Here is a 23,968-nt window from a genome sequence, read left to right as displayed (position 1 = left end):
AAATCAAGATGGGCGACGGCGAGCAAGTACCACTCCGGCACCAACTAACAACCCTATGGCTCCCCAAAGAACCATCATAAAGGCTCGACGAGGACTATCGCGTTTTACGGGGTCTTCAGGAGTCCGCAGGTAGCGATATGCTTGGAAATTATCTTGGAGAGTTGGTCCTACGCTCAATGTTGATAACATGGCAATATTTTGATCATAATCGGTATCATGATCAGGACCTGTAGCTTTCAATGTTTCAATTTGTGCCTGTAATAATGGGGCACCTAACATGAACATTTTAGAGTCAGGGAGTTCATCCACTGGTGTTGTACTTTGATTACGCACAATACCTTGTTTTTCCGCGACTTTAAGTGCTTGTTCTAAGACATTCAGACGTCTTTCATAAGCCGCGTTGGCAACCATATCTTCACGCTTAACTAAGGCTTTCATGGATTGCATTTTAGTTGCCCAAGTACCTTTAATTTCATCGTTCAGGTTCGTTGTTGCGCGTTGATTCGCAAACTGAGTGTACTGGCGCAATAATTGATTCGCATCTGCTGATGTTTCAGCCACTAACTTAATACTATCTGTTAGGTTTTTGATTTCATCGGCGGGAGTAAATTCAATATTATTGATGAGTTCATCCAATAATGCAGCATCCGCTTTTGGGTCATTTTCCAAGCGTTGCTTATAGTAATCAGTACTCAACCAAAATTGACGGCGTGTATCATAAGAACCAAGTTGTTTTGTAAACTCTTGGTACGCTTCTTTTGCGATCGTCGGTAATTGCCCTTCTTGCCCGGTATTATTTATACGGGAATCGAGGTTGCGCAGAAATTGCTGCTGAGAGTAATAGCTTCCCAGATTATTTACAGTTGGTAAATCCGTGATTGCGGTTGCGCTCCACTTGGGTTGCATAAAATAAGATGCTCCCAATGCAATTGCAGCAAAAATAACTGCAAATGCAATGATCCAAATTTTGCCTTGCCACAATGAGCGGCATAAACCACGGATATCCAATTCCGGCTCTATTGGTGTTTGATGCTGACTCGGTTGTGTTTCTGAGTTATTCACTGCACAGAACCTCTATTTTCGTTTTGTCGTTACCGTACTGCACCTCGACGGACTCTACGTCTAACTCGTTTAATAAAACGGGCGACTTTCCAAGCTCGTTTGATGCAATAACCATACATCATAAATACAAGCAAAAATAATGCCAACATTACCCACTCTGGTACAAATGTTAACCTTTCGCCAATAATTCCGATACATGCCAAGATAGCTGCAGATAAAGTAATCAATACAAATGCACCTTTTGGCGTGAAACCGGAACGCATAATCAAATGATGAATATGTTGGCGGTCTGGTGAGAATGGACTCATACCTTTACGAATTCGGCGATACATAATGGCAACCATATCCATTAATGGGATCGCAATAATCCATAAAGCTGTTACTGGGTTAATAGGGTGAACTTCTTCCTGAGTTGAAGCGACTAAGATCCAAATAATGGTGAAACCGATCAAAGTACTTCCTGCATCCCCCATAAATACTTTAAAACGACGCCCTAACACGCCTAAATTTAACAGAATATAAGGAAGGATAGCTGCAATAAAGGCAAAACACCAAAAGGCTAATGCAAAATTACCATTTTGATAAAGTAAAAAGCCGAGTGCCCCAAAGGAAACCGAAGATAACCCCCCAAGTAACCCATCAATACCATCAACCATGTTAAATGCATTGATTGCAGCCCATACGGCAAAGAGAGTGACAATATAACCAAATGGACCAAGAACGAGTTCCCATGGCCCAAATGCATGGCCTAATGATTCAAGTTTTAGCCCTGCTGCTGTCATCATAACAACCGCAACAATTGCTTGGATCCCTGCCCTTAATTTTACACTAATATCAAACCTATCATCTAGCGCACCGATAAAGACCAATAAACCTGCACAACTGATATACAGCCATTTATGGGGTATATACTCTTCAGTTATATAAAACGCAAAACAGATCCCAAAGAAAACGGAAATTCCCCCAACAAGAGGAACTAATCCTACGTGCTTTTTCCTGAAGTTAGGCTTATCAACTAACCCGATTTTTATCGCAACAACTCGGGCCAGAAAAATAAAGGCTAACGAAAACAAGAAAACGTAGAAGAGGTTGGTTACAAAGTGTATGGTGTCCACTGTTCGACTCTCTTAATCTTTATATTTAACTTTCAAAACTAAATTTTTTTTGGTGAATGCCGATAAGTAAGCAAGCGCCAATGCATTATCATCTTGGCAATAAAATCCGCTATAAGACGAATCTTCATTCGTACAAAGACTCCTATAACATTATCAATATACACACTACACGTGTGTTTTTAATTCGATAACGAAACATTTCCAAGTTTATACTTTATAGCTGCAATATGCATGCCATAAAATCAATACGCTAAAATAGAGTTAATCAATTGACCATTAAATAATCATTTAAAGATTAAATAATAAAACGCCCTAAATAAATTTAATTTCAATCACAAAAATATATAAAACCAATTAATTTCTTTAAATTCAATGAACTAAAAGAAAACCATTGTTTTGTATGTCTTTAATTATTGTAGCGTAGAGAATATACACTTGTTTAACTAATACAGCGTGTAAATAAAGAAATAAAACATAGGGTTAATTTATCTAAACTAACACCATACAACAATAAATATCATTTATAGCTTATTTTATAACTTCATTTTTTGTATTCAGCAAAGATATGGGTGCAAAAAAATAGGTGCCAATAATGGCACCTATTTATAAGATTTGAAAATCTTAGCTGCTATGCTCTTTTCATGAAGTCAAAAAACTCTTCATTTGTTTTAGTCATTGCGAGTTTACTAATGAGGAACTCCATCGCATCGATTTCACCCATAGGATGAATAATCTTACGTAAGATCCACATTTTTTGTAGCTCATCTTGCGACGTCAGCAACTCTTCTTTACGGGTACCAGAGCGGTTGTAATCGATAGCAGGGAATACACGTTTTTCTGCAATCTTACGAGAAAGATGCAATTCCATGTTACCTGTACCTTTAAACTCTTCATAGATAACTTCATCCATTTTAGAGCCGGTATCGACTAACGCAGTCGCAATGATTGTTAGGCTTCCACCTTCCTCAACGTTACGAGCAGCACCAAAAAAGCGTTTTGGGCGATGTAATGCGTTGGCATCAACCCCACCGGTTAATACTTTACCGGATGAAGGAACGACGGTGTTATATGCACGAGCAAGACGCGTAATGGAATCAAGTAAGATAATAACGTCTTTTTTATGTTCAACCAGACGTTTAGCTTTTTCAATCACCATTTCAGCAACTTGAACGTGACGTGCAGCTGGCTCATCAAAAGTCGAAGCAATAACTTCACCTTTAACTAAACGCTGCATCTCTGTCACTTCCTCTGGACGCTCATCAATAAGCAGTACCATCAGAACGCAATCAGGGTGGTTATGTGCAATGTTTGCTGCAATATTTTGCAGTAACATTGTTTTACCTGCTTTAGGTGGAGCCACGATCAAACCACGTTGCCCACGACCGATTGGTGCAGCTAAATCCAGTACACGCGCAGTTAAATCTTCCGTAGAACCGTTACCGCGTTCCATACGCAGACGACTATTGGCATGTAATGGTGTTAAGTTTTCAAAAAGGATTTTACTGCGGGCATTTTCAGGTTTGTCGAAGTTAACTTCGTTGACTTTCAGGAGGGCAAAATAGCGTTCACCTTCTTTAGGAGGACGAATTTTTCCTGAAATTGTGTCACCTGTACGTAGGTTAAAACGGCGGATTTGGCTAGGAGAAACGTAGATATCATCAGGACCTGCGAGGTAAGAACTATCAGCTGAACGGAGGAAACCAAATCCATCCTGCAATATTTCCAGTACGCCGTCGCCGAAAATATCTTCTCCACTTTTTGCATGCTGCTTCAAAATAGAGAAAATAATATCCTGCTTTCTCATACGGGCTAAGTTCTCTAGCCCCATGTTTTCGCCTAACGTAATCAATTCTGATACTGGCGTATTTTTTAATTCGGTAAGATTCATAATGGTGGGTTCTTTAACTCGGGGTAATTCTCGAACTATGAACGTAAATTGACGGCAACTTAATAACTAAGTGCCAGTTTAACTTTATACAGCCCTGTTGGTAACGGATTCATCATACGCTCACAACAATGCATAAAAATTTTTGCTAGTCATTACTAATGATTTTTCTAACATGTGACTACGATTCACCTGAAAGATGTTCGGTATATTATTAGAAACACACACAACATTAGCAATAGTTTTTTGTACATTTAGGACAACATCTATCCCAATATCGCAAATTTAACGCCAGAACCGCATTAAATAACACATTTGAACTGAACGTTAACTTTTCCCAGTTTGTTACTATCCCCTAAGATCTAATAACATTAGATTACATTACTGTAGCTTATGCACTATCTTTAACTAAGATGAAAAACACATTGGAATAAATGATATTGAATGCAGCAGTAGCTTGAACTCAACGTCTAAATTCTCAATTTTCATATTTAAAATCATTGTGTCATCAGTTTTTGATCATTAACAATCATTACGAAACAATTATCACAATACAGAACTAACAAACTAGATATATAAGATAAGAGCAATGGAATACAAAGTAATTCATATGGGTGCTATACGAGGAATAATGATAACTTATCATGCTTAAGTGAAGACGTCTAGCGGCTCTCTAGATAAAATAGATATACCGCTAAACGTTTTGGCTTGTATATAACGATAACTTACAGATTTCCGTCTAGAAATTCTTTCAGTTGCGTTTTTGATAATGCGCCCACTTTGGTTGCAGCAACTTCACCATTTTTGAATAAAAGAAGTGTCGGGATACCACGAATTCCATATTTTGGGGCGGTAGCCGGGTTTTCATCAATATTCAGTTTTGCGATGGTCAATTTGCCTGTATATTCATCAGCAATTTCATCAAGAATAGGCGCGATCATTTTACAAGGACCACACCATGCTGCCCAGAAATCGACGAGAACAGGTGAACTTGCGTTCAAAACTTCAGTTGCAAAACTTGCATCAGTTATATGTATAATTTTATCGCTCATGTTGTACTCCAAAAATTCATCTTTTGCAGACTTAGTGTAACATTATTGGCAGCAGTATGCTTTATTTCAAAAGATACACTTTCGTAAACCAACCGTTAACTGATATTCTAACATACTATGAGTAAAGCACACTTGACAGAAAAGAAGTTTTCCGACTTCGCATTGCACCCTAAAGTCATTGAAGCTCTTAATAAAAAAGGCTTCGATTATTGCACGCCAATTCAGGCGTCCACTTTGCCTTTTACTGTCGAAGGCAAAGACGTAGCGGGTCAAGCGCAAACTGGTACAGGTAAAACGTTAGCATTTTTAACGTCTACATTTCATTATTTATTAACTCATCCCGCTATTGAGGGGAAAAAAACTAACCAGCCTCGCGCGCTAATTATGGCACCAACTCGTGAACTGGCAGTACAGATATACTCAGATGCTAAAGAGCTTGCTGAATATACTGGCCTGAAAATGGGCCTAGCCTATGGTGGTGATGGTTATGATGAACAATTAAAAGTTCTACAAAATGGCGTCGATATTTTAATTGGCACAACGGGTCGTCTTATCGACTATGCCAAACAAAACTACGTCGATTTAAGCGCAATCCAAGTCATTGTTCTCGATGAAGCTGATCGCATGTATGACCTTGGGTTTATTAAAGATATTCGTTGGCTATTTCGCCGTATTCCGGCTGCAACAGAAAGGCTTAACCTGCTGTTCTCCGCAACACTATCTTACCGCGTCAAAGAATTAGCATTTGAACAAATGAATAACCCTGAATATGTTGAGGTAGAACCTTTGCAAAAAACAGGTCATCGTATCAAAGAAGAGTTATTTTACCCTTCTAATGAAGAAAAAATGCGTTTACTCCAAACCTTACTTGAAGAGGAATGGCCGGAACGTTGTATCATTTTCGCTAATACAAAGCATCGTTGTGATGATATTTGGGCTCATTTAGCTGCAGATGGTCACCGAGTGGGGCTACTTACTGGGGATGTCGCACAGAAAAAACGCCTACGTATTTTAGAGCAATTCACACAAGGTAGCCTTGATATTCTCGTCGCAACTGACGTGGCTGCTCGGGGTTTACATATTCCATCTGTAACTCATGTTTTTAACTATGATTTACCTGACGATTGTGAAGATTATGTTCACCGAATTGGTCGTACTGGCCGTGCTGGCGAAAGTGGTTGCTCAATCAGCCTCGCGTGTGAAGAATATGCACTCAACTTACCGGCTATCGAAGAGTATATTCAACACTCAATCCCTGTGAGTAAATATAATAGCGAAGCACTATTGGATGATTTACCGGCACCAAAACGCCGTCATCGTCCTCGCCCTGGGGGCCCTCGCCGCAATTCAAATTCGCCGCGTCGCCACAATGGCCCACGTAATAACCATAAACGTCCAGGCTGAGTAAAAACGATATGCTGAAATCTTCTTCTCTTTATGCTGCCATCGATTTGGGTTCAAACAGTTTTCATATGCTAGTAGTGCGCGAAACTGCTGGCAGCATTCAGGTTATTTCTAGGGTTAAACGCAAAGTTCGGCTTGCGGCTGGGTTAGATAAAAACAACCTTCTTTCTGAACAAGCGATGGAACGAGGCTGGCAGTGTCTGCGCCTATTTTCGGAACACCTACAAGATATTCCGAACACGCAAATTCGAGTCGTCGCCACAGCGACATTACGCTTAGCTAAAAATGCTGACCTATTTATCGAGAAAGCCAGTAATATCCTAGGAAACCCCGTTAAAGTTATTCAAGGAGAAGAAGAAGCTCGCCTAATTTACCAAGGTGTCGCACATACGACAGGCGGCCCTGATCAACGTTTAGTCGTTGATATTGGCGGGGGCAGCACTGAGCTAGTCACAGGGACTGGAGCTAAAGCGGAGCAACTTTATAGCCTTGAAATGGGCTGTGTTACTTGGCTTGAACGCTATTTTAGCGACCGAAGTTTAACAGAAGAAAATTTTTCTGCAGCCCAAACCGCTGCACAAGAAGTCATCGCCCCAATTGCTGACGCCTTAAAAACCCATGGATGGAAAATTTGTGTTGGAGCATCAGGAACAGTCCAAGCAATTCAAGAAATTATGATTGCTCAAGGCATGGATGAATTAATCACCCTCTCAAAGTTACAACAGCTTAAGCGTAAAGCAATTCAATGCCAAAAACTTGAAGAACTTGAAATTGAGGGTTTAACCTTTGAGCGAGCCCTTGTTTTTCCAAGTGGATTATCGATTCTAATCGCAATTTTCGAAGCTTTGGGGATTGATAACATGACACTAGCTGGGGGCGCTCTTCGAGAAGGGCTCGTCTACGGTATGTTGCAATTACCTATCGAGCAAGATATTCGAGCCCGTACTGTTCGTAATATTCAACGTCGCTTCCAAGTTGACATTGAGCAAGCGAGTCGAGTTCGTCAACTTGCGGAGTACTTTTTCCTACAAGTGGCAAAAAATTGGGGGTTAGATACTCGTTGTCGTGATTTATTATCAAGTGCTTGTGCTTTACACGAAATAGGCCTCAGCGTTGATTTCCGTAAAAGCCCTGAACACGCCAGCTATCTAATAACACACCTTGATTTGCCCGGTTTTACCCCTGCGCAAAAACGGTTACTCGCAGCACTATTAAGAAACCAACAAGGCCCTGTCGACTTAGCATCTTTGAGCCAACAAAATGCATTACCCATACAGCAGGCATACTATTTATGCCGTTTACTGCGGCTAGCCATTATTTTTTCTAGCCGTAGACGTGATGATACATTGCCAGCTTTGAGGCTCAATACGGATGCTAATGGGTTAACAATTATGCTGCCTTATCGTTGGTTAGCAGAGCACCCTTTGCGCGCAGAAAATTTACAGCAAGAAGTCCAATGGCAAGGTTATGTAAATTGGCTATTAGAGCTAGAAGAACGTAATAGTTCAAATTGAGAGTTCTTTCCACACTAGGGGAAACCTAGTGTGGAACCTAATTAATTGTTATTTTCTGTTTTCTTATTTAACCCTAAGCGCGCTTTAATATCTGCTAATGCCGATTGCCCTTTTTGCATACGCTCCTGCGCACTAACCACTTTGCGTTCCTGCTCCCACAATACATCATCCTGAGGTAACTCAAGTAAAAATCGGCTCAGTTCAGGGCGGATTAATTCGCCATATTGCCGACGCTCACGACAATGAGAAAAAAACAGCTCTTTTTGTGCTCGAGTGATCCCTACATAAGCCAAACGGCGCTCTTCATCAATATTATTTTCATCGATACTACTTTGATGTGGCAGTAACCCCTCTTCCATACCAACAAGAAAAACATATGGAAATTCAAGACCTTTAGATGCATGCAATGTCATAAGCTGAACTTGATCGGATTCTTCATCGTCTTCTCCACGCTCCATCATGTCACGTAGCGTAAAACGTGTTACCACTTGGCTCAAAGTCATTGGGTCATTAAGTTCATCGCCTTCAACCATTTCACTCATCCATGTGAACAATTGGTTGACGTTTTTCATTCGCATTTCAGCCGCTTTAGTACTCGTGGATGTTTCATATAACCAGCTTTCGTAATCCATTTCTCGCAATAAATCACGTACAGCAATCAAAGGCTCTCTTTGCGAAGTTTGTACAATTCCATCCATCCAATGTGTAAATCGTTGTAATGCTTCTAAGCCTTTACCTTTTAGTGTTTGCTCTAGCCCCAAATCAAAGCTAGCTTGATATAAGCTTTTACCTCGTTGGTTCGCCCATTCGCCTAGTTTTTGAATTGTCTTGGGACCAATCTCCCGACGCGGTGTATTCACTATACGTAAAAATGCACTATCATCCTCAGGGTTAGTTAGTACTCGCAAATAAGCTAATAAGTCTTTGATTTCAGGGCGTGAAAAGAATGATGTCCCGCCGGAAATACGATATGGGATGCGGTTTTGCATCAACATTTTTTCGAAAATACGTGATTGGTGATTACCACGATACAAAATAGCGTAATCTTTATATTCTGTTTTATTGATAAAATGATGAGCAATCAGTTCCCCAATAACTTTTTCCGCTTCATGGTCTTCATTATTGGCAGTTAAGACTTTTAATGGTGCGCCATATCCTAATTCAGAGAATAACTTTTTCTCAAACACATGGGGGTTATTCGCAATTAAAATATTCGCAGCTTTCAAAATTCGCTCTGAAGAACGGTAATTTTGCTCAAGTTTAATGACATTCAACTTAGGGAAATCTTGGCTAAGTAAAACAAGGTTTTGTGGGCGAGCACCACGCCATGAGTAGATTGATTGGTCATCATCCCCCACAACGGTAAACCTTGCTCGCTTTCCTACGAGTAATTTAACAAGTTGATATTGACTCGTATTGGTATCTTGATACTCATCCACCAGCAAGTAACGGATTTTTTGCTGCCAGCGTTCACGCACTTCTTCATTATGATATAACAACAAAGTGGGTTTGCTGATAAGGTCATCAAAATCCAGCACATTACAGCTTTTTAAATGTAACTCATAGCGGCGATAACACTCGGCAAAATGATGCTCTTTCTCACTACGAGCCTGCCCCACCACCTTTTCTGGTGAAAGAAGATCATTTTTCCAATTAGAGATCGAAGAGATCAGCTGTTGTAAAAGATCCTTATCTTCTTCAAGCAAATCAAAAGTCAGCTCTTTAAGTAGTGCTAGCTGGTCTTGGTCATCAAACAATGAAAAATTGGCTTTAATACCCAATGCCTTATATTCACGTTTAATAATTTCTAGTCCTAATGTATGAAAGGTAGAAATGATCAAACCACGGGCTTCTTTTTTCCCTAATGTTTGAGCAACACGCTCTTTCATTTCGCGAGCCGCTTTATTGGTAAAAGTCACCGCTGCAATTTGCCGAGGTTGATAGCCACACTGGCGAATTAAATGCGCAATTTTATTCGTAATAACACGTGTTTTGCCTGATCCTGCCCCTGCCAATACAAGGCAAGGGCCATCGACAAATTCAACTGCCTGTTGCTGGCCTGGGTTTAATCGCATGGTTTTTCTACATCACCTAGTTATTCAAAATGGAACTCGCTACAGATTGTAGCAGAAACCCAACCAACTCTTGAGCAACGATCCCGTCTATTTATAAAAAACAAAAAAACCACACTATTCACTAGAACAATGTGGTTATATCAATAATGCATTTTTCTAAACTATTCGTGTTAGAGGAAGGCGGCAAAGGAGGTTAGCCCAAGGAGCATACATTAGTATGTGACTTGGGTAACCGAGTGCTGCCAACGCACCTATCACGCGAAGAGTGACGAAAAATTAGGTTATCCCAAGGAGCATATATTAAGTATGTGACTTGGGTAACCGAGTGCTGCCAACGCGCCTATCACGCGAAGAGTGACGAAAAATGAGTTAGCCGACCGCAATCGTCTTCATATCCGTCATATAACCACGTAATGTCTTACCGATTTTCTCAATAGGATGATTACGGATTGCTTCATTGATATCACGTAACTGCGCGTTATCAGTTCCATTATCAGCAACTGGTTTTGCTAAATCCCCTGCTTGCAATTTAGTCATAAAATCTTTTAGCATTGGAACAACCGCAAATGAGAATAAATAGTTACCGTACTCTGCAGTATCTGAAATAACAACGTTCATTTCATACAGACGCTTACGTGCGATAGTATTGGCAATCAACGGCAACTCATGCAGCGACTCATAATAGGCTGATTCTTCATAGATACCTGCTTCTAACATCGTATCAAATGCTAACTCAACGCCTGCTTTAACCATCGCGACTAACAGAACGCCATGGTCAAAATATTCTTGCTCAGCAATTTTACCTTCATACTCAGGGTAGTTTTCAAATGGTGTTTTGCCGGTCTCTTCACGCCATGTCAGCAAGTTTTTATCATCATTTGCCCAGTCTGCCATCATATCTGATGAGAATTTACCTGAAATAATGTCATCCATATGCTTTTGGAACAATGGCGCCATAATGGTTTTCAATTGCTCAGATAATGCATACGCACGTACTTTTGCTGGATTCGATAAACGGTCCATCATCAACGTGATACCACCTTGCTTCAGCGCTTCAGTGATAGTTTCCCAACCAAATTGAATCAATTTACCTGCATAACCCGGCTCTACGCCATCTGCAACCATTTTGTCATAACTTAATAACGCACCGGCTTGCAACATACCACACAGGATAGTTTGTTCGCCCATCAGGTCAGATTTAACTTCGGCAACAAATGAAGATTCCAGTACCCCTGCACGATGACCACCTGTTGCTGCCGCCCATGCTTTAGCAATGGCCATACCTTCACCTTTAGGGTCATTCTCTGGGTGAACAGCGATCAATGTCGGAACACCGAAACCACGCTTGTATTCTTCGCGAACTTCTGTACCTGGGCATTTTGGAGCAACCATCACAACAGTAATATCTTTACGTATCTCTTCACCTACTTCAACAATGTTAAAGCCGTGAGAGTAGCCCAGAGCCGCACCTTGTTTCATCATAGGCTGAACAGCACGAACAACAGTAGAGTGCTGTTTGTCTGGCGTTAAGTTAATAACTAAATCTGCTGTTGGGATAAGTTCTTCATAAGTCCCAACTTTAAAGCCGTTTTCCGTTGCTTTACGCCATGAAGCACGCTTTTCACTGATCGCTTCAGCGCGCAATGCATAAGCAATATCTAAACCAGAATCACGCATATTCAGGCCTTGGTTCAGACCTTGAGCACCACAACCGACGATGACGATTTTTTTACCTTTCAGATAACCTGCTTCGTCTGCAAATTCTTCGCGCTTCATAAAGCGACACTTGCCTAATTGAGCCAACTGCTCACGCAAATTCAATGTATTAAAATAATTCGCCATTGTCATACTCCATTGTTCTGTTGTGTTCGTTATGTCAGGCAGTTATTTGCCTGTCGCTCATTCTGAGCGGTTATGGATTTACTATATGCGATGTTTTGCATTGCTTAAATTGATATATTAACAATACAATGTTGCGATATTTGCAACACCATTAATTACTTCATCGAGGGCAAAATGGATATCCGTGATTTAAAGCTATTTTTACATTTGGCGGAGAGCTTACATTTCGGGCGCACCTCTAAAGCGATGCATGTCAGCCCATCAACTCTCTCTAGGCAAATACAGCGCCTAGAAGAGCAGCTTGGCCATCCATTGTTTGTAAGGGATAACCGTTCCGTAAAGCTAACTCAGGCTGGTGAGCACCTGAAACAGTTTGCTCAACAAACATTATTGCAATACCAACAACTTCGACATGCCCTTAACCAACAAAGCCCCTCGCTGAGTGGAGAACTACGTCTATTTTGTTCTGTTACCGCGGCTTATAGCCACTTACCTCAAGTGCTCGATAAATTCCGAGCATTGCACCCTCTAGTGGAAATAAAACTCACAACAGGTGATGCCGCTGATGCAGTCGAAAAGGTCGAAACAAATGAAGCCGACCTTGGTATTGCAGGGAAACCAGAGCGCTTACCTGACAACGTCCGATTCACTAAAATTGGTGAAATCCCACTGGTATTGATTGCGCCATCACTGCCATGTGCCGTACGAACGATGGTAACCGAAGCCGAACCTGATTGGTCAACAGTACCGTTTATCTTGCCCGAGCATGGGCCATCTCGTAAACGTATTGAACTCTGGTTTCGTCGCCACAACATAAACAACCCAGTTATTTATGCAACTGTCTCTGGCCATGAAGCAATAGTGTCAATGGTGGCTCTCGGTTGTGGTATCGCCCTAATCCCCAGTGTGGTTGTCGACAACAGCCCTGAACCAGTCCGTAGCCGTATTTCACAGCTCGATAATATCTCGATGGTCGAACCATTCGAGCTCGGCGTCTGTTTATTAAGCAAACGCCTTAGCGAGCCATTGATTAAAGCCTTTTGGGAACTGCTCCCAGACCAATCAATCTAAAACTTTTTGGTTATCTTGTGGCGCTAGGAAAAAGCGGAAAGACGGATTTCCAGTTTCATCATGATATTCATAACCTAGCGCATCAAGGTGCCGGTCAAAGCGCACTTCTGGCCCAGAAAGTTCGAATGCGGCAAGTACACGCCCGTAGTCCGTACCATGGCTACGATAATGAAATAGCGTTATGTTCCAATATGTTCCGAGTGTTTCTAAGAACTTCAATAATGCTCCCGGAGACTCAGGGAACTCAAAACTGTATAAGCGTTCATCTAGTGGCTTAGAAGGACGACCACCAATCATGTAGCGTACGTGTAGTTTTGCCATTTCATCATCAGATAAGTCATCGACTTCATAACCATTATTTCTGAGTTCTTGGATAATCTCACCACGTTCCCCTTCACGGCCGCTTAAACGCACCCCAACGAAGATACAAGCACGTTCTGGGTCGGCATCCGTATAGCGATAATTAAACTCAGTAATTGACCGATGGCCGAGTAACTGACAAAAACGTAAAAAACTGCCTTTTTGCTCAGGGATAGTCACCGCTAACAAGGCTTCGCGTTGCTCACCAATTTCGCAGCGTTCAGAAACATAACGAAGGCCATGGAAATTCATATTCGCGCCAGAAAGAATATGCGCTAATCGCTCACCTTTGATATTGTACTGCTGAACATACTTTTTCAACCCAGCTAAAGCCAATGCGCCTGAAGGCTCTGCGATTGCGCGGACATCTTCGAAAATATCTTTAAGGGCTGCGCAAATAGAATCACTATCAACAGTTATGACGTCATCAACATATTGTTGGCACAGCCTAAAAGTTTCATCACCAATACGCTTTACTGCAACTCCCTCAGCGAATAACCCAACGCGAGGTAAATCAACAGGATGACCAGCTTCCAATGCCGCTTTTAAGCAAGCAGCATCTTCCGATTCAACACCAATAATTTTAATTTCTGGCATCAACTGTTTGATTAAAACAGCAACACCAGCAATCAAACCACCACCACCGACAGGAATAAAAATACGGTCTAAGTGCGCGTCTTGTTGTAATAATTCCAGAGCAATGGTCGCTTGGCCTGCAATCACAGAAGGGTGGTCAAAAGGCGGGACGAAGGTATAACCCTCTTCTTGCGCCATCGCAATAGCTTTAGCTTTGGCTTCATCAAAATTAGCACCGTGCAAAATAGCCTCACCGCCAAAACTGCGCACTGCATCAACTTTGATATCTGCCGTTGCCACAGGCATAACAATTTTTGCTTTTACACCAACACGGTTTGCTGATAATGCAACACCTTGGGCGTGGTTTCCTGCTGAAGCAGTCACTACCCCTTTAGCTTTTTGTTCTTCTGTTAGGCTAGCGATCATGGCATACGCACCACGTAGCTTAAAGCTATGCACGGGTTGTCTATCTTCACGTTTCACTAAAATTGTATTACCTAAACGCGAAGATATTTTATCCATTTGCTGAAGAGGCGTAACTTGCGCAGCTTCATAAACCGGCGCACTTAGCGCCGCTTTTAAGTAATCCGCTCCAGTTGGAGTTGCGGGTAAGGGTTTTGCTGCAGCCACAATTAGCCTCCCAACTTCGACTTATCACGCACCGCACCTTTATCAGCACTGGTAGCGAGGGAAGCATAAGCACGTAACGCAAAAGAAACTTCACGCTGACGACCACGTGGAGTAAAGGCCTTATCACCACGAGCTAATTCAGCCTCACGACGTTGGTTCAATTCACTTTCGTTAACATCAAGCACCATTGTCCGGTTTGGAATATCAATATCAATAATATCGCCATCATGAACTAATGCTAATAGCCCGCCGCTTGCCGCTTCTGGTGAAATATGACCGATAGAGAGACCGGAGCTCCCCCCCGAAAAACGGCCATCCGTGATTAATGCACAGCTTTTGCCTAATCCCATTGATTTTAAGTAAGAGGTTGGATAAAGCATTTCTTGCATACCCGGACCACCTTTAGGCCCTTCATAGCGAATAACAACCACATCCCCTTCAACGACTTTACCACCCAGAATGGCTTCTACTGCGTCATCTTGGCTTTCAAATACTTTGGCTGGGCCACGGAATGTTAAGCTGCCTTCATCAACCCCTGCAGTTTTCACAATACAACCATCTTCGGCAATATTACCGGACAAGACGGCTAAGCCACCATCTAAGCTATAGGCGTGTTCAATGCTACGGATACACCCATTTTCACGATCAGTATCCAATGACGGCCAGCGGCAGTTCTGTGAAAACGCTTTTGTCGTGCGGATACCGGCAGGGCCCGCGGAAAACATCGACTTCACACCTTCGTCTTTGGTTAACATCACATCATACTGCGCCAATGTCTCTTGGAAGGTTAACCCTAAAATATTCGTTACATTTTCTTGCAGCAAGCCTGCGCGGCTTAATTCACCTAAAATACCGATAACACCACCAGCACGGTGAACATCTTCCATATGATATTTTTGCGTACTTGGTGCAACCTTACACAAATGAGGAACTTGACGTGATAATCGGTCTATATCGTCCATGGTAAAGTCAATATCGGCTTCCTGTGCTGCTGCTAACAAATGAAGTACCGTATTCGTTGACCCTCCCATAGCAATATCAAGAGTCATCGCGTTTTCAAATGCAGATTTATTAGCGATATTGCGTGGTAACGCACTTTCATCGTCTTGTTCGTAGTAACGTTTAGTTAATTCGACAATACGCTTACCCGCATTAATAAAGAGTGTTTCGCGGTCTGCATGTGTCGCTAATAATGAACCATTACCCGGCTGAGAAAGCCCCAGCGCTTCCGTTAAACAGTTCATTGAGTTTGCTGTAAACATCCCTGAACATGAACCACAGGTTGGGCAAGCAGAGCGTTCGATTTGTTCACTATCTGCATCACTAACATTTGGGTTAGCACCTTGGATCATTGCATCGACTAGATCGAGCTTGATAATTTGGTCTGAAAGCTTGGTTTTTCCAGCTTCCATCGGCCCACCTGAAACGAAAATAACAGGAATATTTAGACGTAATGCCGCCATCAACATACCCGGAGTAATTTTGTCGCAGTTTGAAATACACACCATCGCGTCCGCACAGTGTGCATTCACCATATATTCAACTGAATCAGCAATTAATTCACGGGAAGGTAAGGAATACAACATTCCGCCATGCCCCATGGCAATCCCATCATCAACGGCAATCGTATTAAACTCTTTCGCAACGCCACCCGCATTTTCGATTTGCTCTGCAACTAGTTTGCCTAAGTCACGTAAATGCACATGGCCAGGAACAAACTGTGTGAATGAGTTAACAACTGCAATAATGGGTTTTCCAAAATCAGCATCGGTCATACCTGTCGCGCGCCATAATGCACGAGCGCCAGCCATATTACGACCATGAGTTGTTGTTGCTGAACGGTACTTAGGCATATCTTTAACTCCCGTGTTTAAAACAGGCGGGGAACGTCCGCCTGTAACATCTATTTCAATTTAGTTATTAAGGGTTTACTTGATCTAACCAGCCCCATTTGTCTTCAGTTGCTCCAGTGAACAGGCCAAAGAATGCTTGCTGAATTTTTTTCGTCACAGGGCCACAGCGGCCAATTCCTACTTGAATGCCATCAACACTACGAACAGGGGTGATTTCTGCTGCGGTTCCTGTCATAAAGACTTCATCTGCTAAATACAGTGATTCGCGAGACAGTGTCTGTTCACGTACTTCAATGCCCATATCTTTTGCTAGTGTTAGGATTGCATCACGCGTAATCCCCGGTAAAGCTGAAGAGGTAAATGGTGGGGTGTACAAGATACCGTCTTTCACTTCAAAAATATTTTCACCCGCACCTTCTGACAAATAGCCATGAACATCTAGTGCGATACCTTCTTGATAGCCATGGCGACGTGCTTCGCTACCAACCAACAAAGATGATAAGTAGTTACCACCCGCTTTTGCACCTGTAGGAATGGTATTTGGTGCGACACGATTCCAAGAAGACACCATTGCATCAATACCTTGATCAAGTGCTTCTTCACCTAAATAGGCACCCCATGGGAAAGCAGCTAAAATGACATCGGTGTTGTAGCCTTCTGGTGGGTTTACACCCATGCCGACATCACCAATAAATACTAATGGACGAATATACGCACTGACTAAGTTATTTTTACGCAGCGTCTCACGGCATGCTTCCATTAATTCTTCAACGCTATAGCTGACAGGCATACGGTAAATTTTTGCTGAATCATGCAAACGTTGCATGTGTTCACGATGGCGAAAGACCACAGGACCTTTATGTGAATCATAGCAACGGACGCCTTCAAACACAGATGTACCATAGTGCAGAGCATGAGACATTACATGAACCTTTGCATCAGCCCATGGCGTCATTTCACCGTTAAACCAAATAAAGTCAGCTTTCTTAGTCATTTGTATATTCCTTACATTGCACTTTGTGTGCTTAATAGTCGTGATTCTTGTTGTAGTACTTCAACTTCCGTAATATCTGAGAGCTTAGTTAACTGAGCACAAAGTTGCGTTAACGGCCTCGGACTACTTACGGTCAGTTTAATGTTAACATTATCGCCATCTATTGACTGGCCCATATTCATGGCACTAATACGAAATCCGCGATGGCGGGTGACCCTTAATATACGCTCTAAAACCTCAGGACGGAAACGGGCCGATATTGAGAGTTGATGTTGTATCATAATGGTTTCTCCATCATTTTTTCATTACTAGCCCCAGGTGGAACCAATGGCCAGACATTTTCTAATTCATTAATGGACACTTGTAATAAATAAGCGCCCTCACTATTTAACAGCTCATCAAGGGCAGCATTCACTTCAGATTTGTCAGTAATACGTCGGCCTTTAATGCCAAATGCGCTAGCTAATGCGATAAAATCTGGGTTATCTGTCAAAATAGTTTCACTATAACGCTGCTCAAAAAACAGTTCTTGCCATTGGCGAACCATGCCTAAGCGTTGGTTATCAATTAACAGAATTTTTACGGGAAGCTGTTTACGTTTAATGGTTCCAAGTTCTTGGACATTCATCATAAAAGAACCATCACCAGATACACAGACAACAACATCTTCAGGTCTTGCAACTTGGGCTCCAATTGCCGCTGGGATACCAAACCCCATCGTGCCTAAGCCACTTGATGTTAAAAAATTCTCTGGGCCATCGACGGTGATATGTTGTGCAGACCACATTTGGTGTTGTCCGACATCCGTCGTAATCACCGTATTTGGCTTCATTTTATCTGATAGTTGTTTCAATAAGAGTGGCGCATAGATGAGCTCTCCAGGGTGATCATAACGCCAACCAAATTCTTTCTTCAGTTGCTGAACTTCCTGCTGCCAAGGAGCGATTGATTTTTTAAGTGCCAGTTCAGGTAATAAAGCCTTCGCATCACCATGTAATGCAACGTGAGTTTGCCTTAGCTTATCCAGCTCAACGTGGTCGATGTCAAGGTGAATGACTTTAGCATTCGGAGCAAAAGTATTTAATTTACCTGTGACTCGGTCATCAAAGCGAGCACCAACAGCTATCAGTAAATCACAGCGTTGTACGGAAATATTTGCTGCTTTAGTGCCATGCATACCCAACATCCCCAAATAATTTTCATCAGATGGGTGTGCAGTACCTAAGCCCTTCAATGTTGCAACAGAGGGAATACCTGTAAATTCAATAAATTTTCGTAATTCACTAACAGCTCCAGACATCCCAACACCGCCACCAATGTACAACATCGGTTTTTCGGATTGTTGTAATAATGCTCTTGCTTGCTGGATTTCAGATAATGGAGAGGTCGTCTCTTGTTCAACAGGCATTAGGAATGGAGATAGTTCAGCATGTTGTAGTTGAATATCTTTCGGAATATCAATCAGTACAGGTCCAGGACGTCCACTATTTGCGATTGCGAAAGCTTCAGCAAGGATGCGAGGTAAATCTTCTATCGCTTCAACTAAAAAGCTATGTTTAGTACAGGCCAAAGATAACCCTAAGACATCAATTTCCTGAAAAGCATCTGTTCCGATAAACTCAGAGGCAACTTGACCAGTGATAGCAACAACCGGAACCGAGTCTAACAAAGCATCCGCCAATCCTGTAATAACATTTGTTGCCCCAGGCCCTGATGTCGCGATACACACACCTGTTTTACCTGTTGAGCGCGCATAACCTATTGCTGCTATCACTGCGCCTTGTTCATGCCTACACAGCAGATGTTCCACACCACCGTCATATAACGCATCATAAACTGGCATAATTGCACCACCAGGATAGCCAAATACCGTATCAACACCTTGTGCTCGCAATGCTTGAACTAACCATTGTGCTCCGTTCATGCTTTATCTCCTGTCCGTCCACTTTTTATCTATTTGTATTTATTATGTTTTATCTATTTTATTTGCTTTAACAAACTTTAGTGTCAAAAAAAACCCCGCGCCTTTCGGTGCGGGGTTCTCGTGAGATCTGGCTGTTATTTTAGCCTTCGTCGTCCAAGTGCAGCCCCGCACGGTGGGATAATAATCACCACCACACGAATAATAATTAGGCTAACTGCTTGGATAAATGCGTTCATGAGTTTTAATTTTTCAACATTCTTAATTATCTTTATTAAAGAGGTATCATTTTAAAATCACTTTGACAACTTTTATTTAATTTATTTATTTTCAAAATATTTAACTACTTTAAAATCATAATGTTAAATAAAAATAAGAATAAAAAACCATTAAAAAGGTAATTTCACAGTAATTTTAAATGTAATTGATAGCACAATCAGCTACATCATCCAGACTCCACAAATAAAAGCAGGTAAAAATACACCTACCCATTGATTAGTTTTATTGATGCCTATCCAAGGTATCTCCATTCTTAATTCTTTATTAAATAACGGCAACCTTTGTTATACCAACATTTCGAGCCGTTTTCTAAAAAACTGAAACAGCTATGAAACTAAGTAATTAAATTATCGAACCGCTTCGCAAATACAACAAAACAGCTCTACAAATCAATTTATTCTCAACAGAATATTACTCTGTTAACTCAAATAATATTGGAGGGCTTATGACATTGGCGATTGTTTATACTAGAGCATCGATTGGCATGGAAGCTCCACTTGTCACTGTTGAAGCTCATATTAGTAATGGGCTTCCTGGCCTAACACTTGTTGGTCTCCCTGAAACCGCCGTCAAAGAAGCTAGGGATCGGGTAAGAAGTGCTTTACTAAATAGTGGGTTTGAATATCCCGCTAAAAAAATGACCGTAAATTTAGCGCCTGCAGATTTACCAAAAGAAAGTGGGCGCTACGACCTTGCAATTGCAATTGCTATTCTTGCATCATCTGGACAAATTCCTAATGAAACATTAAATCAACATGAGTTTTTAGGTGAACTGGCATTATCTGGTCTGATACGTTACGTCAACAGTGCCATTCCTGCAGCACAATCAGCATTAGAACAACGTCGAGTATTAATACTTTCAATTGAAAATCAGCACCAATTAAGCTTACTCGCTGACAATAGCGTCCATTTTGCAACATCTTTGTTAGAACTTTGCCACTTCTTACATGGTAAACAGGTCTTAGCCAGTAACCAACAAATCCACGAAGCCCCCTCATCGGCTCGATATGAAGGTGATATCAATGATATTATTGGGCAAGAACAAGGAAAACGTGCATTAGAAATTTGCGCCACAGGTGGTCATAATTTACTTCTACTAGGCCCCCCTGGTACAGGAAAAACAATGCTAGCCAGCAGGTTAATGACTTTATTGCCTCCATTAACGCCTCAGGAGGCACTAGAGGTCGCTTCATTATATAGCCTGACTGAAACCACTCGTGATAAAGTGAATTGGCCTATAAGGCCTTTTAGAACGCCTCATCACAGCACATCAATAGCTGCATTAATCGGCGGGGGTTCTCTTCCAAAACCTGGCGAAATCTCTCTTGCTCATAATGGCATTTTATTTTTAGATGAATTACCTGAATTCAGTCGTTCTGTCCTTGATTCATTAAGAGAACCTCTTGAGTCAAAAAGAGTGAGTATTTCTCGTGCAAAAGCAAAAGTTTGCTACCCTGCAAACTTTCAACTCATTGCTGCACTTAATCCAAGTCCAACAGGTCACTACCAAGGTGAAATGAGCCGCTCATCTCCCGCCCGCATATTGCGCTATCTTTCGCATATATCAGGCCCTTTTCTAGATAGATTTGATATTTCGATTGAAATACCATTATTACCTATCGGCTCATTAAGCAATCAAAATTATCAAGGTGAAACTAGTGAACAAGTCAGGCAAAGAGTGATCACGGCTAGAAATAGGCAACTTGAGCGTGCAGGAAAAATAAATAATTTACTCACGTCGAGAGAAACCACACAATTTTGCCCGCTAAAGGATAAAGATGCGTTATTCTTAGAGCATGCGTTAAATAAGTTAGGGCTTTCTATTCGGGCTTGGCACAGGGTATTAAGGGTTTCTAGGACCATTGCCGATCTTAATGCATCTGAGCATATAGAACGGGCACATTTATTAGAAGCCCTTGGGTACAGGACAATGGATAAGTTATTGCTTCATTTGCAAAAACAAGTAAGCTGAGCGGGGTAGAGAAGAGAATATTAATTATCGGATAAAAATAAAGGGACCGAAGTCCCTCTTAACATACGATGACAATATTAATCATCTGTATCGGTGTAGTCTTCCGATGGGTCTATCTGAGGTTTGCCGCCTGATAAAGTATGGAAACGTTTTGGACGGTTAATACGACTAGAATATTTTGCCCAAACTTTTTCTTCAGGGGTAGCTGGTTCACGCTCGCCGCGACATACAGCAACGAAAAGTTTTTCTTCTTCTGTCTGTGCCGCACGTTTACCAGTATCTAGCTCATTAAAAGCTTGGCCTAGGCGTTCTAGTAACTGGGCTTCCTTGATGGTGAAATCACCATGACGAGAAAAGCCACGTGGGTAATTTTTGTTATCAAAAAAACGATTAGTCGTGATGAAGCTATCTGCCATCTGACACACTCCTAACTTATTACAGTCAAACTCTATATGGCGCGGAGTATTAGACAGCATAAGCAATCTGTAAAACAAAACATTTAAATCATCACGACAAAAAAAATTGGAGATGAGTGTGGACAGCGAGTTATTGAGAACTTTTTTAGAAGTTAGTAAAACTAGGCACTTCGGTAGAGCCGCAGAATCACTCTATTTGACACAATCAGCAGTCAGCTTTCGTATTCGACAATTAGAAACTCAACTCGGAACAAGTCTCTTTACCCGCCATAGAAATAATATCCGCTTAACCGCAGCAGGTGAAAGACTCGTTCCATATGCTGAATCATTGATGAATACATGGTTACAAGCCAAAAAAGAAATATCCCATGCATCACAACATACAGAGCTTTCAATTGGTGCAACAGCATCTCTTTGGGAAGGCTATTTAGTAGACTGGATAGAAGCTCTTTATAGTCAACACGATGAGTTACGGCTTGAAGCAAGGGTTTCTACACGTCAATCATTAGTCAAACAGCTTCATTCAAGAGAATTAGATTTATTAATTGCCACTGAACCGCCCAAAATGGATGAGTTCGAAAGTACCATTATTGGTACTATTGACTTACAACTGATGGCTTCACAAAAAAATGTTGCATTAACAAAATATAATTATATCAAGCTTGAGTGGGGGGCCGATTTTCAGCCTAAAAGTGAATCCATATTAACGCAAGATGATACGCCAGTAATGATAACCACCTCTGCTCATATTACCCGTCAATTACTTCCTGTATCGCTTTCAGCTGCATTTTTACCTGCACATTGGGTATATCAATACCCAGGCTTAAAAACTCTCTCAGAAACTTCAATAAGTAAACCTCTCTATGCTGTCTGGTTACAAAAAAATGACCAGCAAGCGCTTATTAATCAGTTGATTAAAACACCAATAAAAAACGCTCTATTGACCGAAGAAAACCCAAAAGACGAGTAAGTTTTACTCGTCTCTATACTATTGCTGAGCTGCCCGTATTTACTAATAACGCCTAGCGGGTATCAACTAAAGGGTTAATATGAATAAACGTTGCTTTAATCACTTCTGGTGAATAATACAAATTTATGTCAAAGCTTATCAATGAAAGTTAAGAATAATAGCGCTTGGTCATTAATGGCAGAAGCCAAAAGCAATGTAACCGTCCATTAGTATATGGTTTATAACGTTTTTTAGTCTATTGATTACTAGTTATCTTAAAAACAACAAAAAAACTCATGCATCCCTCTACTTTAGCTAACTTATCCGTCTTATAACTATGATTTTATTCAACTGAAACTTTAACCTTTATCTGTGAGCACAGTATAAAAATTTCAGAGTAAATAATTAGTTAAGCCACTAATAGATTAGCTAACTAAAACAGCAAAAGAGCACAATTATTAAACAATGATATAGGTAAGTAGATAATTTTTGCGTTTAAAAATTAAATAATAAAAATTAAATAAATAGTCAGAAGTATTGAGCTATTCATGGATTAGTAAGGGGATTATTAATATAAATGGAAAGGAGTTATTACGTGGCAACCGGATGGTATATAAAGAAAAACCCGATTAAGGTAATCGGGTTATCAATAGATACTTCTTTTATTATTACTTAATTGGTAACTGGCAGGGGCGGAGAGGCTCGAACTCCCAACACCCGGTTTTGGAGACCGGTGCTCTACCAATTGAACTACGCCCCTAAATTAAGTGGCGGAACGGACGGGACTCGAACCCGCGACCCCCTGCGTGACAGGCAGGTATTCTAACCAACTGAACTACCGCTCCACTTATTCTTTTCGCCTTTCGGCAATTTACTGCTTCTTATAAGCAATAAATTTTTAATTAATGTCTGGCAGTTCCCTACTCTCACATGGGGAGACCCCACACTACCATCGGCGCTACGGCGTTTCACTGCTGAGTTCGGCATGGGGTCAGGTG

18 protein-coding genes, 2 tRNA genes and 1 rRNA gene are annotated in these 23,968 nt (G+C 41.3%); 5 read left to right on the top strand and 16 right to left on the bottom strand.

Going from position 1 to position 23,968, the window contains the following annotated elements; translation table 11 throughout:
- Positions 1 to 3: 3 nt before the first annotated feature.
- From wzzE to trxA, 4 genes are all read right to left on the bottom strand, one after another.
- A complete protein-coding gene (gene wzzE, locus ACIPUA_RS00860; RefSeq protein WP_042845890.1) occupies positions 4 to 1,062 on the bottom strand; it encodes an ECA polysaccharide chain length modulation protein in 1,059 nt (352 codons plus the stop codon).
- Between the two features lie 29 nt (positions 1,063 to 1,091).
- The gene (gene wecA / locus ACIPUA_RS00855; protein ID WP_042845892.1) at positions 1,092 to 2,177 is read right to left on the bottom strand and encodes a UDP-N-acetylglucosamine--undecaprenyl-phosphate N-acetylglucosaminephosphotransferase; all 1,086 of its coding nucleotides are present in this window, start codon (positions 2,175 to 2,177) and stop codon (positions 1,092 to 1,094) included.
- A gap of 628 nt (positions 2,178 to 2,805) precedes the next feature.
- Positions 2,806 to 4,065 (bottom strand): transcription termination factor Rho, encoded by a 1,260-nt coding sequence (gene rho / locus ACIPUA_RS00850; protein WP_042845893.1) that lies wholly within the window; start codon positions 4,063 to 4,065, stop codon positions 2,806 to 2,808.
- A 722-nt stretch (positions 4,066 to 4,787) separates the two neighbouring features.
- Complete coding sequence (gene trxA, locus ACIPUA_RS00845) at positions 4,788 to 5,114, bottom strand: thioredoxin TrxA (protein WP_042845895.1); 327 nt, start codon at positions 5,112 to 5,114, stop codon at positions 4,788 to 4,790.
- Between the two features lie 117 nt (positions 5,115 to 5,231).
- Between trxA and rhlB the strand changes: the two genes are divergently transcribed.
- Positions 5,232 to 6,518 carry an ATP-dependent RNA helicase RhlB gene (gene rhlB, locus ACIPUA_RS00840; protein ID WP_042845897.1) on the top strand — a complete coding sequence of 429 codons (1,287 nt, stop codon included), beginning with the start codon at positions 5,232 to 5,234 and terminating at the stop codon, positions 6,516 to 6,518.
- An 11-nt stretch (positions 6,519 to 6,529) separates the two neighbouring features.
- Complete coding sequence (gppA, locus tag ACIPUA_RS00835; RefSeq protein ID WP_129466658.1) at positions 6,530 to 8,032, top strand: guanosine-5'-triphosphate,3'-diphosphate diphosphatase; 1,503 nt, start codon at positions 6,530 to 6,532, stop codon at positions 8,030 to 8,032.
- A gap of 41 nt (positions 8,033 to 8,073) precedes the next feature.
- Here the strand turns inward: gppA and rep are convergent, their stop codons facing one another.
- Both rep and ilvC read right to left on the bottom strand, forming a co-directional pair.
- Positions 8,074 to 10,107, bottom strand: a complete 2,034-nt coding sequence (gene rep, locus ACIPUA_RS00830) for a DNA helicase Rep (RefSeq protein ID WP_042845901.1) — start codon at positions 10,105 to 10,107, stop codon at positions 8,074 to 8,076.
- A gap of 369 nt (positions 10,108 to 10,476) precedes the next feature.
- A complete protein-coding gene (ilvC, locus tag ACIPUA_RS00825) occupies positions 10,477 to 11,949 on the bottom strand; it encodes a ketol-acid reductoisomerase (protein ID WP_449059189.1) in 1,473 nt (490 codons plus the stop codon).
- A 174-nt stretch (positions 11,950 to 12,123) separates the two neighbouring features.
- On the opposite strand from ilvC, the gene ilvY reads away from it, so the two are divergent.
- Positions 12,124 to 13,020 carry an HTH-type transcriptional activator IlvY gene (ilvY, locus tag ACIPUA_RS00820; RefSeq protein WP_042845904.1) on the top strand — a complete coding sequence of 299 codons (897 nt, stop codon included), beginning with the start codon at positions 12,124 to 12,126 and terminating at the stop codon, positions 13,018 to 13,020.
- Here ilvY and ilvA read toward each other — a convergent pair.
- From ilvA to ACIPUA_RS00790, 6 genes are all read right to left on the bottom strand, one after another.
- Positions 13,012 to 14,586, bottom strand: coding sequence for a threonine ammonia-lyase, biosynthetic (ilvA, locus tag ACIPUA_RS00815; RefSeq protein ID WP_272692663.1), 1,575 nt, complete (start codon positions 14,584 to 14,586; stop codon positions 13,012 to 13,014). The two genes, ilvY and ilvA, sit on opposite strands and share 9 nt — an antisense overlap.
- A gap of 2 nt (positions 14,587 to 14,588) precedes the next feature.
- A complete protein-coding gene (gene ilvD / locus ACIPUA_RS00810) occupies positions 14,589 to 16,439 on the bottom strand; it encodes a dihydroxy-acid dehydratase (RefSeq protein WP_042845907.1) in 1,851 nt (616 codons plus the stop codon).
- Positions 16,440 to 16,506: 67 nt separating this feature from the next.
- Positions 16,507 to 17,433, bottom strand: coding sequence for a branched-chain amino acid transaminase (locus tag ACIPUA_RS00805; protein ID WP_042845908.1), 927 nt, complete (start codon positions 17,431 to 17,433; stop codon positions 16,507 to 16,509).
- Positions 17,434 to 17,444: 11 nt separating this feature from the next.
- The gene (ilvM, locus tag ACIPUA_RS00800) at positions 17,445 to 17,714 is read right to left on the bottom strand and encodes an acetolactate synthase 2 small subunit (RefSeq protein ID WP_042845909.1); all 270 of its coding nucleotides are present in this window, start codon (positions 17,712 to 17,714) and stop codon (positions 17,445 to 17,447) included.
- The gene (gene ilvG, locus ACIPUA_RS00795) at positions 17,711 to 19,357 is read right to left on the bottom strand and encodes an acetolactate synthase 2 catalytic subunit (RefSeq protein ID WP_449059188.1); all 1,647 of its coding nucleotides are present in this window, start codon (positions 19,355 to 19,357) and stop codon (positions 17,711 to 17,713) included. The genes ilvM and ilvG overlap by 4 nt, the downstream gene beginning before the upstream one ends.
- A 134-nt stretch (positions 19,358 to 19,491) precedes the next feature.
- Positions 19,492 to 19,593, bottom strand: coding sequence for an IlvGEDA operon leader peptide (locus ACIPUA_RS00790; RefSeq protein WP_071548712.1), 102 nt, complete (start codon positions 19,591 to 19,593; stop codon positions 19,492 to 19,494).
- Positions 19,594 to 20,078: 485 nt separating this feature from the next.
- Between ACIPUA_RS00790 and ACIPUA_RS00785 the strand changes: the two genes are divergently transcribed.
- Positions 20,079 to 21,605, top strand: a complete 1,527-nt coding sequence (locus ACIPUA_RS00785) for a YifB family Mg chelatase-like AAA ATPase (protein ID WP_042845911.1) — start codon at positions 20,079 to 20,081, stop codon at positions 21,603 to 21,605.
- A gap of 77 nt (positions 21,606 to 21,682) precedes the next feature.
- On the opposite strand, the gene ACIPUA_RS00780 is transcribed toward ACIPUA_RS00785, so the two are convergent.
- On the bottom strand, positions 21,683 to 22,021 hold the full coding sequence (locus ACIPUA_RS00780; RefSeq protein ID WP_042845913.1) for a DUF413 domain-containing protein: 339 nt from the start codon (positions 22,019 to 22,021) through the stop codon (positions 21,683 to 21,685).
- Between the two features lie 112 nt (positions 22,022 to 22,133).
- Between ACIPUA_RS00780 and hdfR the strand changes: the two genes are divergently transcribed.
- Positions 22,134 to 22,991, top strand: coding sequence for an HTH-type transcriptional regulator HdfR (gene hdfR, locus ACIPUA_RS00775; RefSeq protein WP_042845915.1), 858 nt, complete (start codon positions 22,134 to 22,136; stop codon positions 22,989 to 22,991).
- Between the two features lie 663 nt (positions 22,992 to 23,654).
- Here hdfR and ACIPUA_RS00770 read toward each other — a convergent pair.
- From ACIPUA_RS00770 to rrf, 3 genes are all read right to left on the bottom strand, one after another.
- Positions 23,655 to 23,730: transfer RNA gene (locus ACIPUA_RS00770), tRNA-Trp, on the bottom strand.
- An 8-nt stretch (positions 23,731 to 23,738) separates the two neighbouring features.
- Positions 23,739 to 23,815: transfer RNA gene (locus ACIPUA_RS00765), tRNA-Asp, on the bottom strand.
- A 62-nt stretch (positions 23,816 to 23,877) separates the two neighbouring features.
- Positions 23,878 to 23,968: ribosomal RNA gene (rrf, locus tag ACIPUA_RS00760) — 5S ribosomal RNA — on the bottom strand; the annotation flags it as partial.

The sequence above is a fragment of the Providencia sp. AGC89 genome (assembly GCF_053543535.1).
The sequence above is the reverse complement of the archived record's forward strand: the minus strand, read 5'-3'. Positions and strand labels throughout refer to the sequence as shown.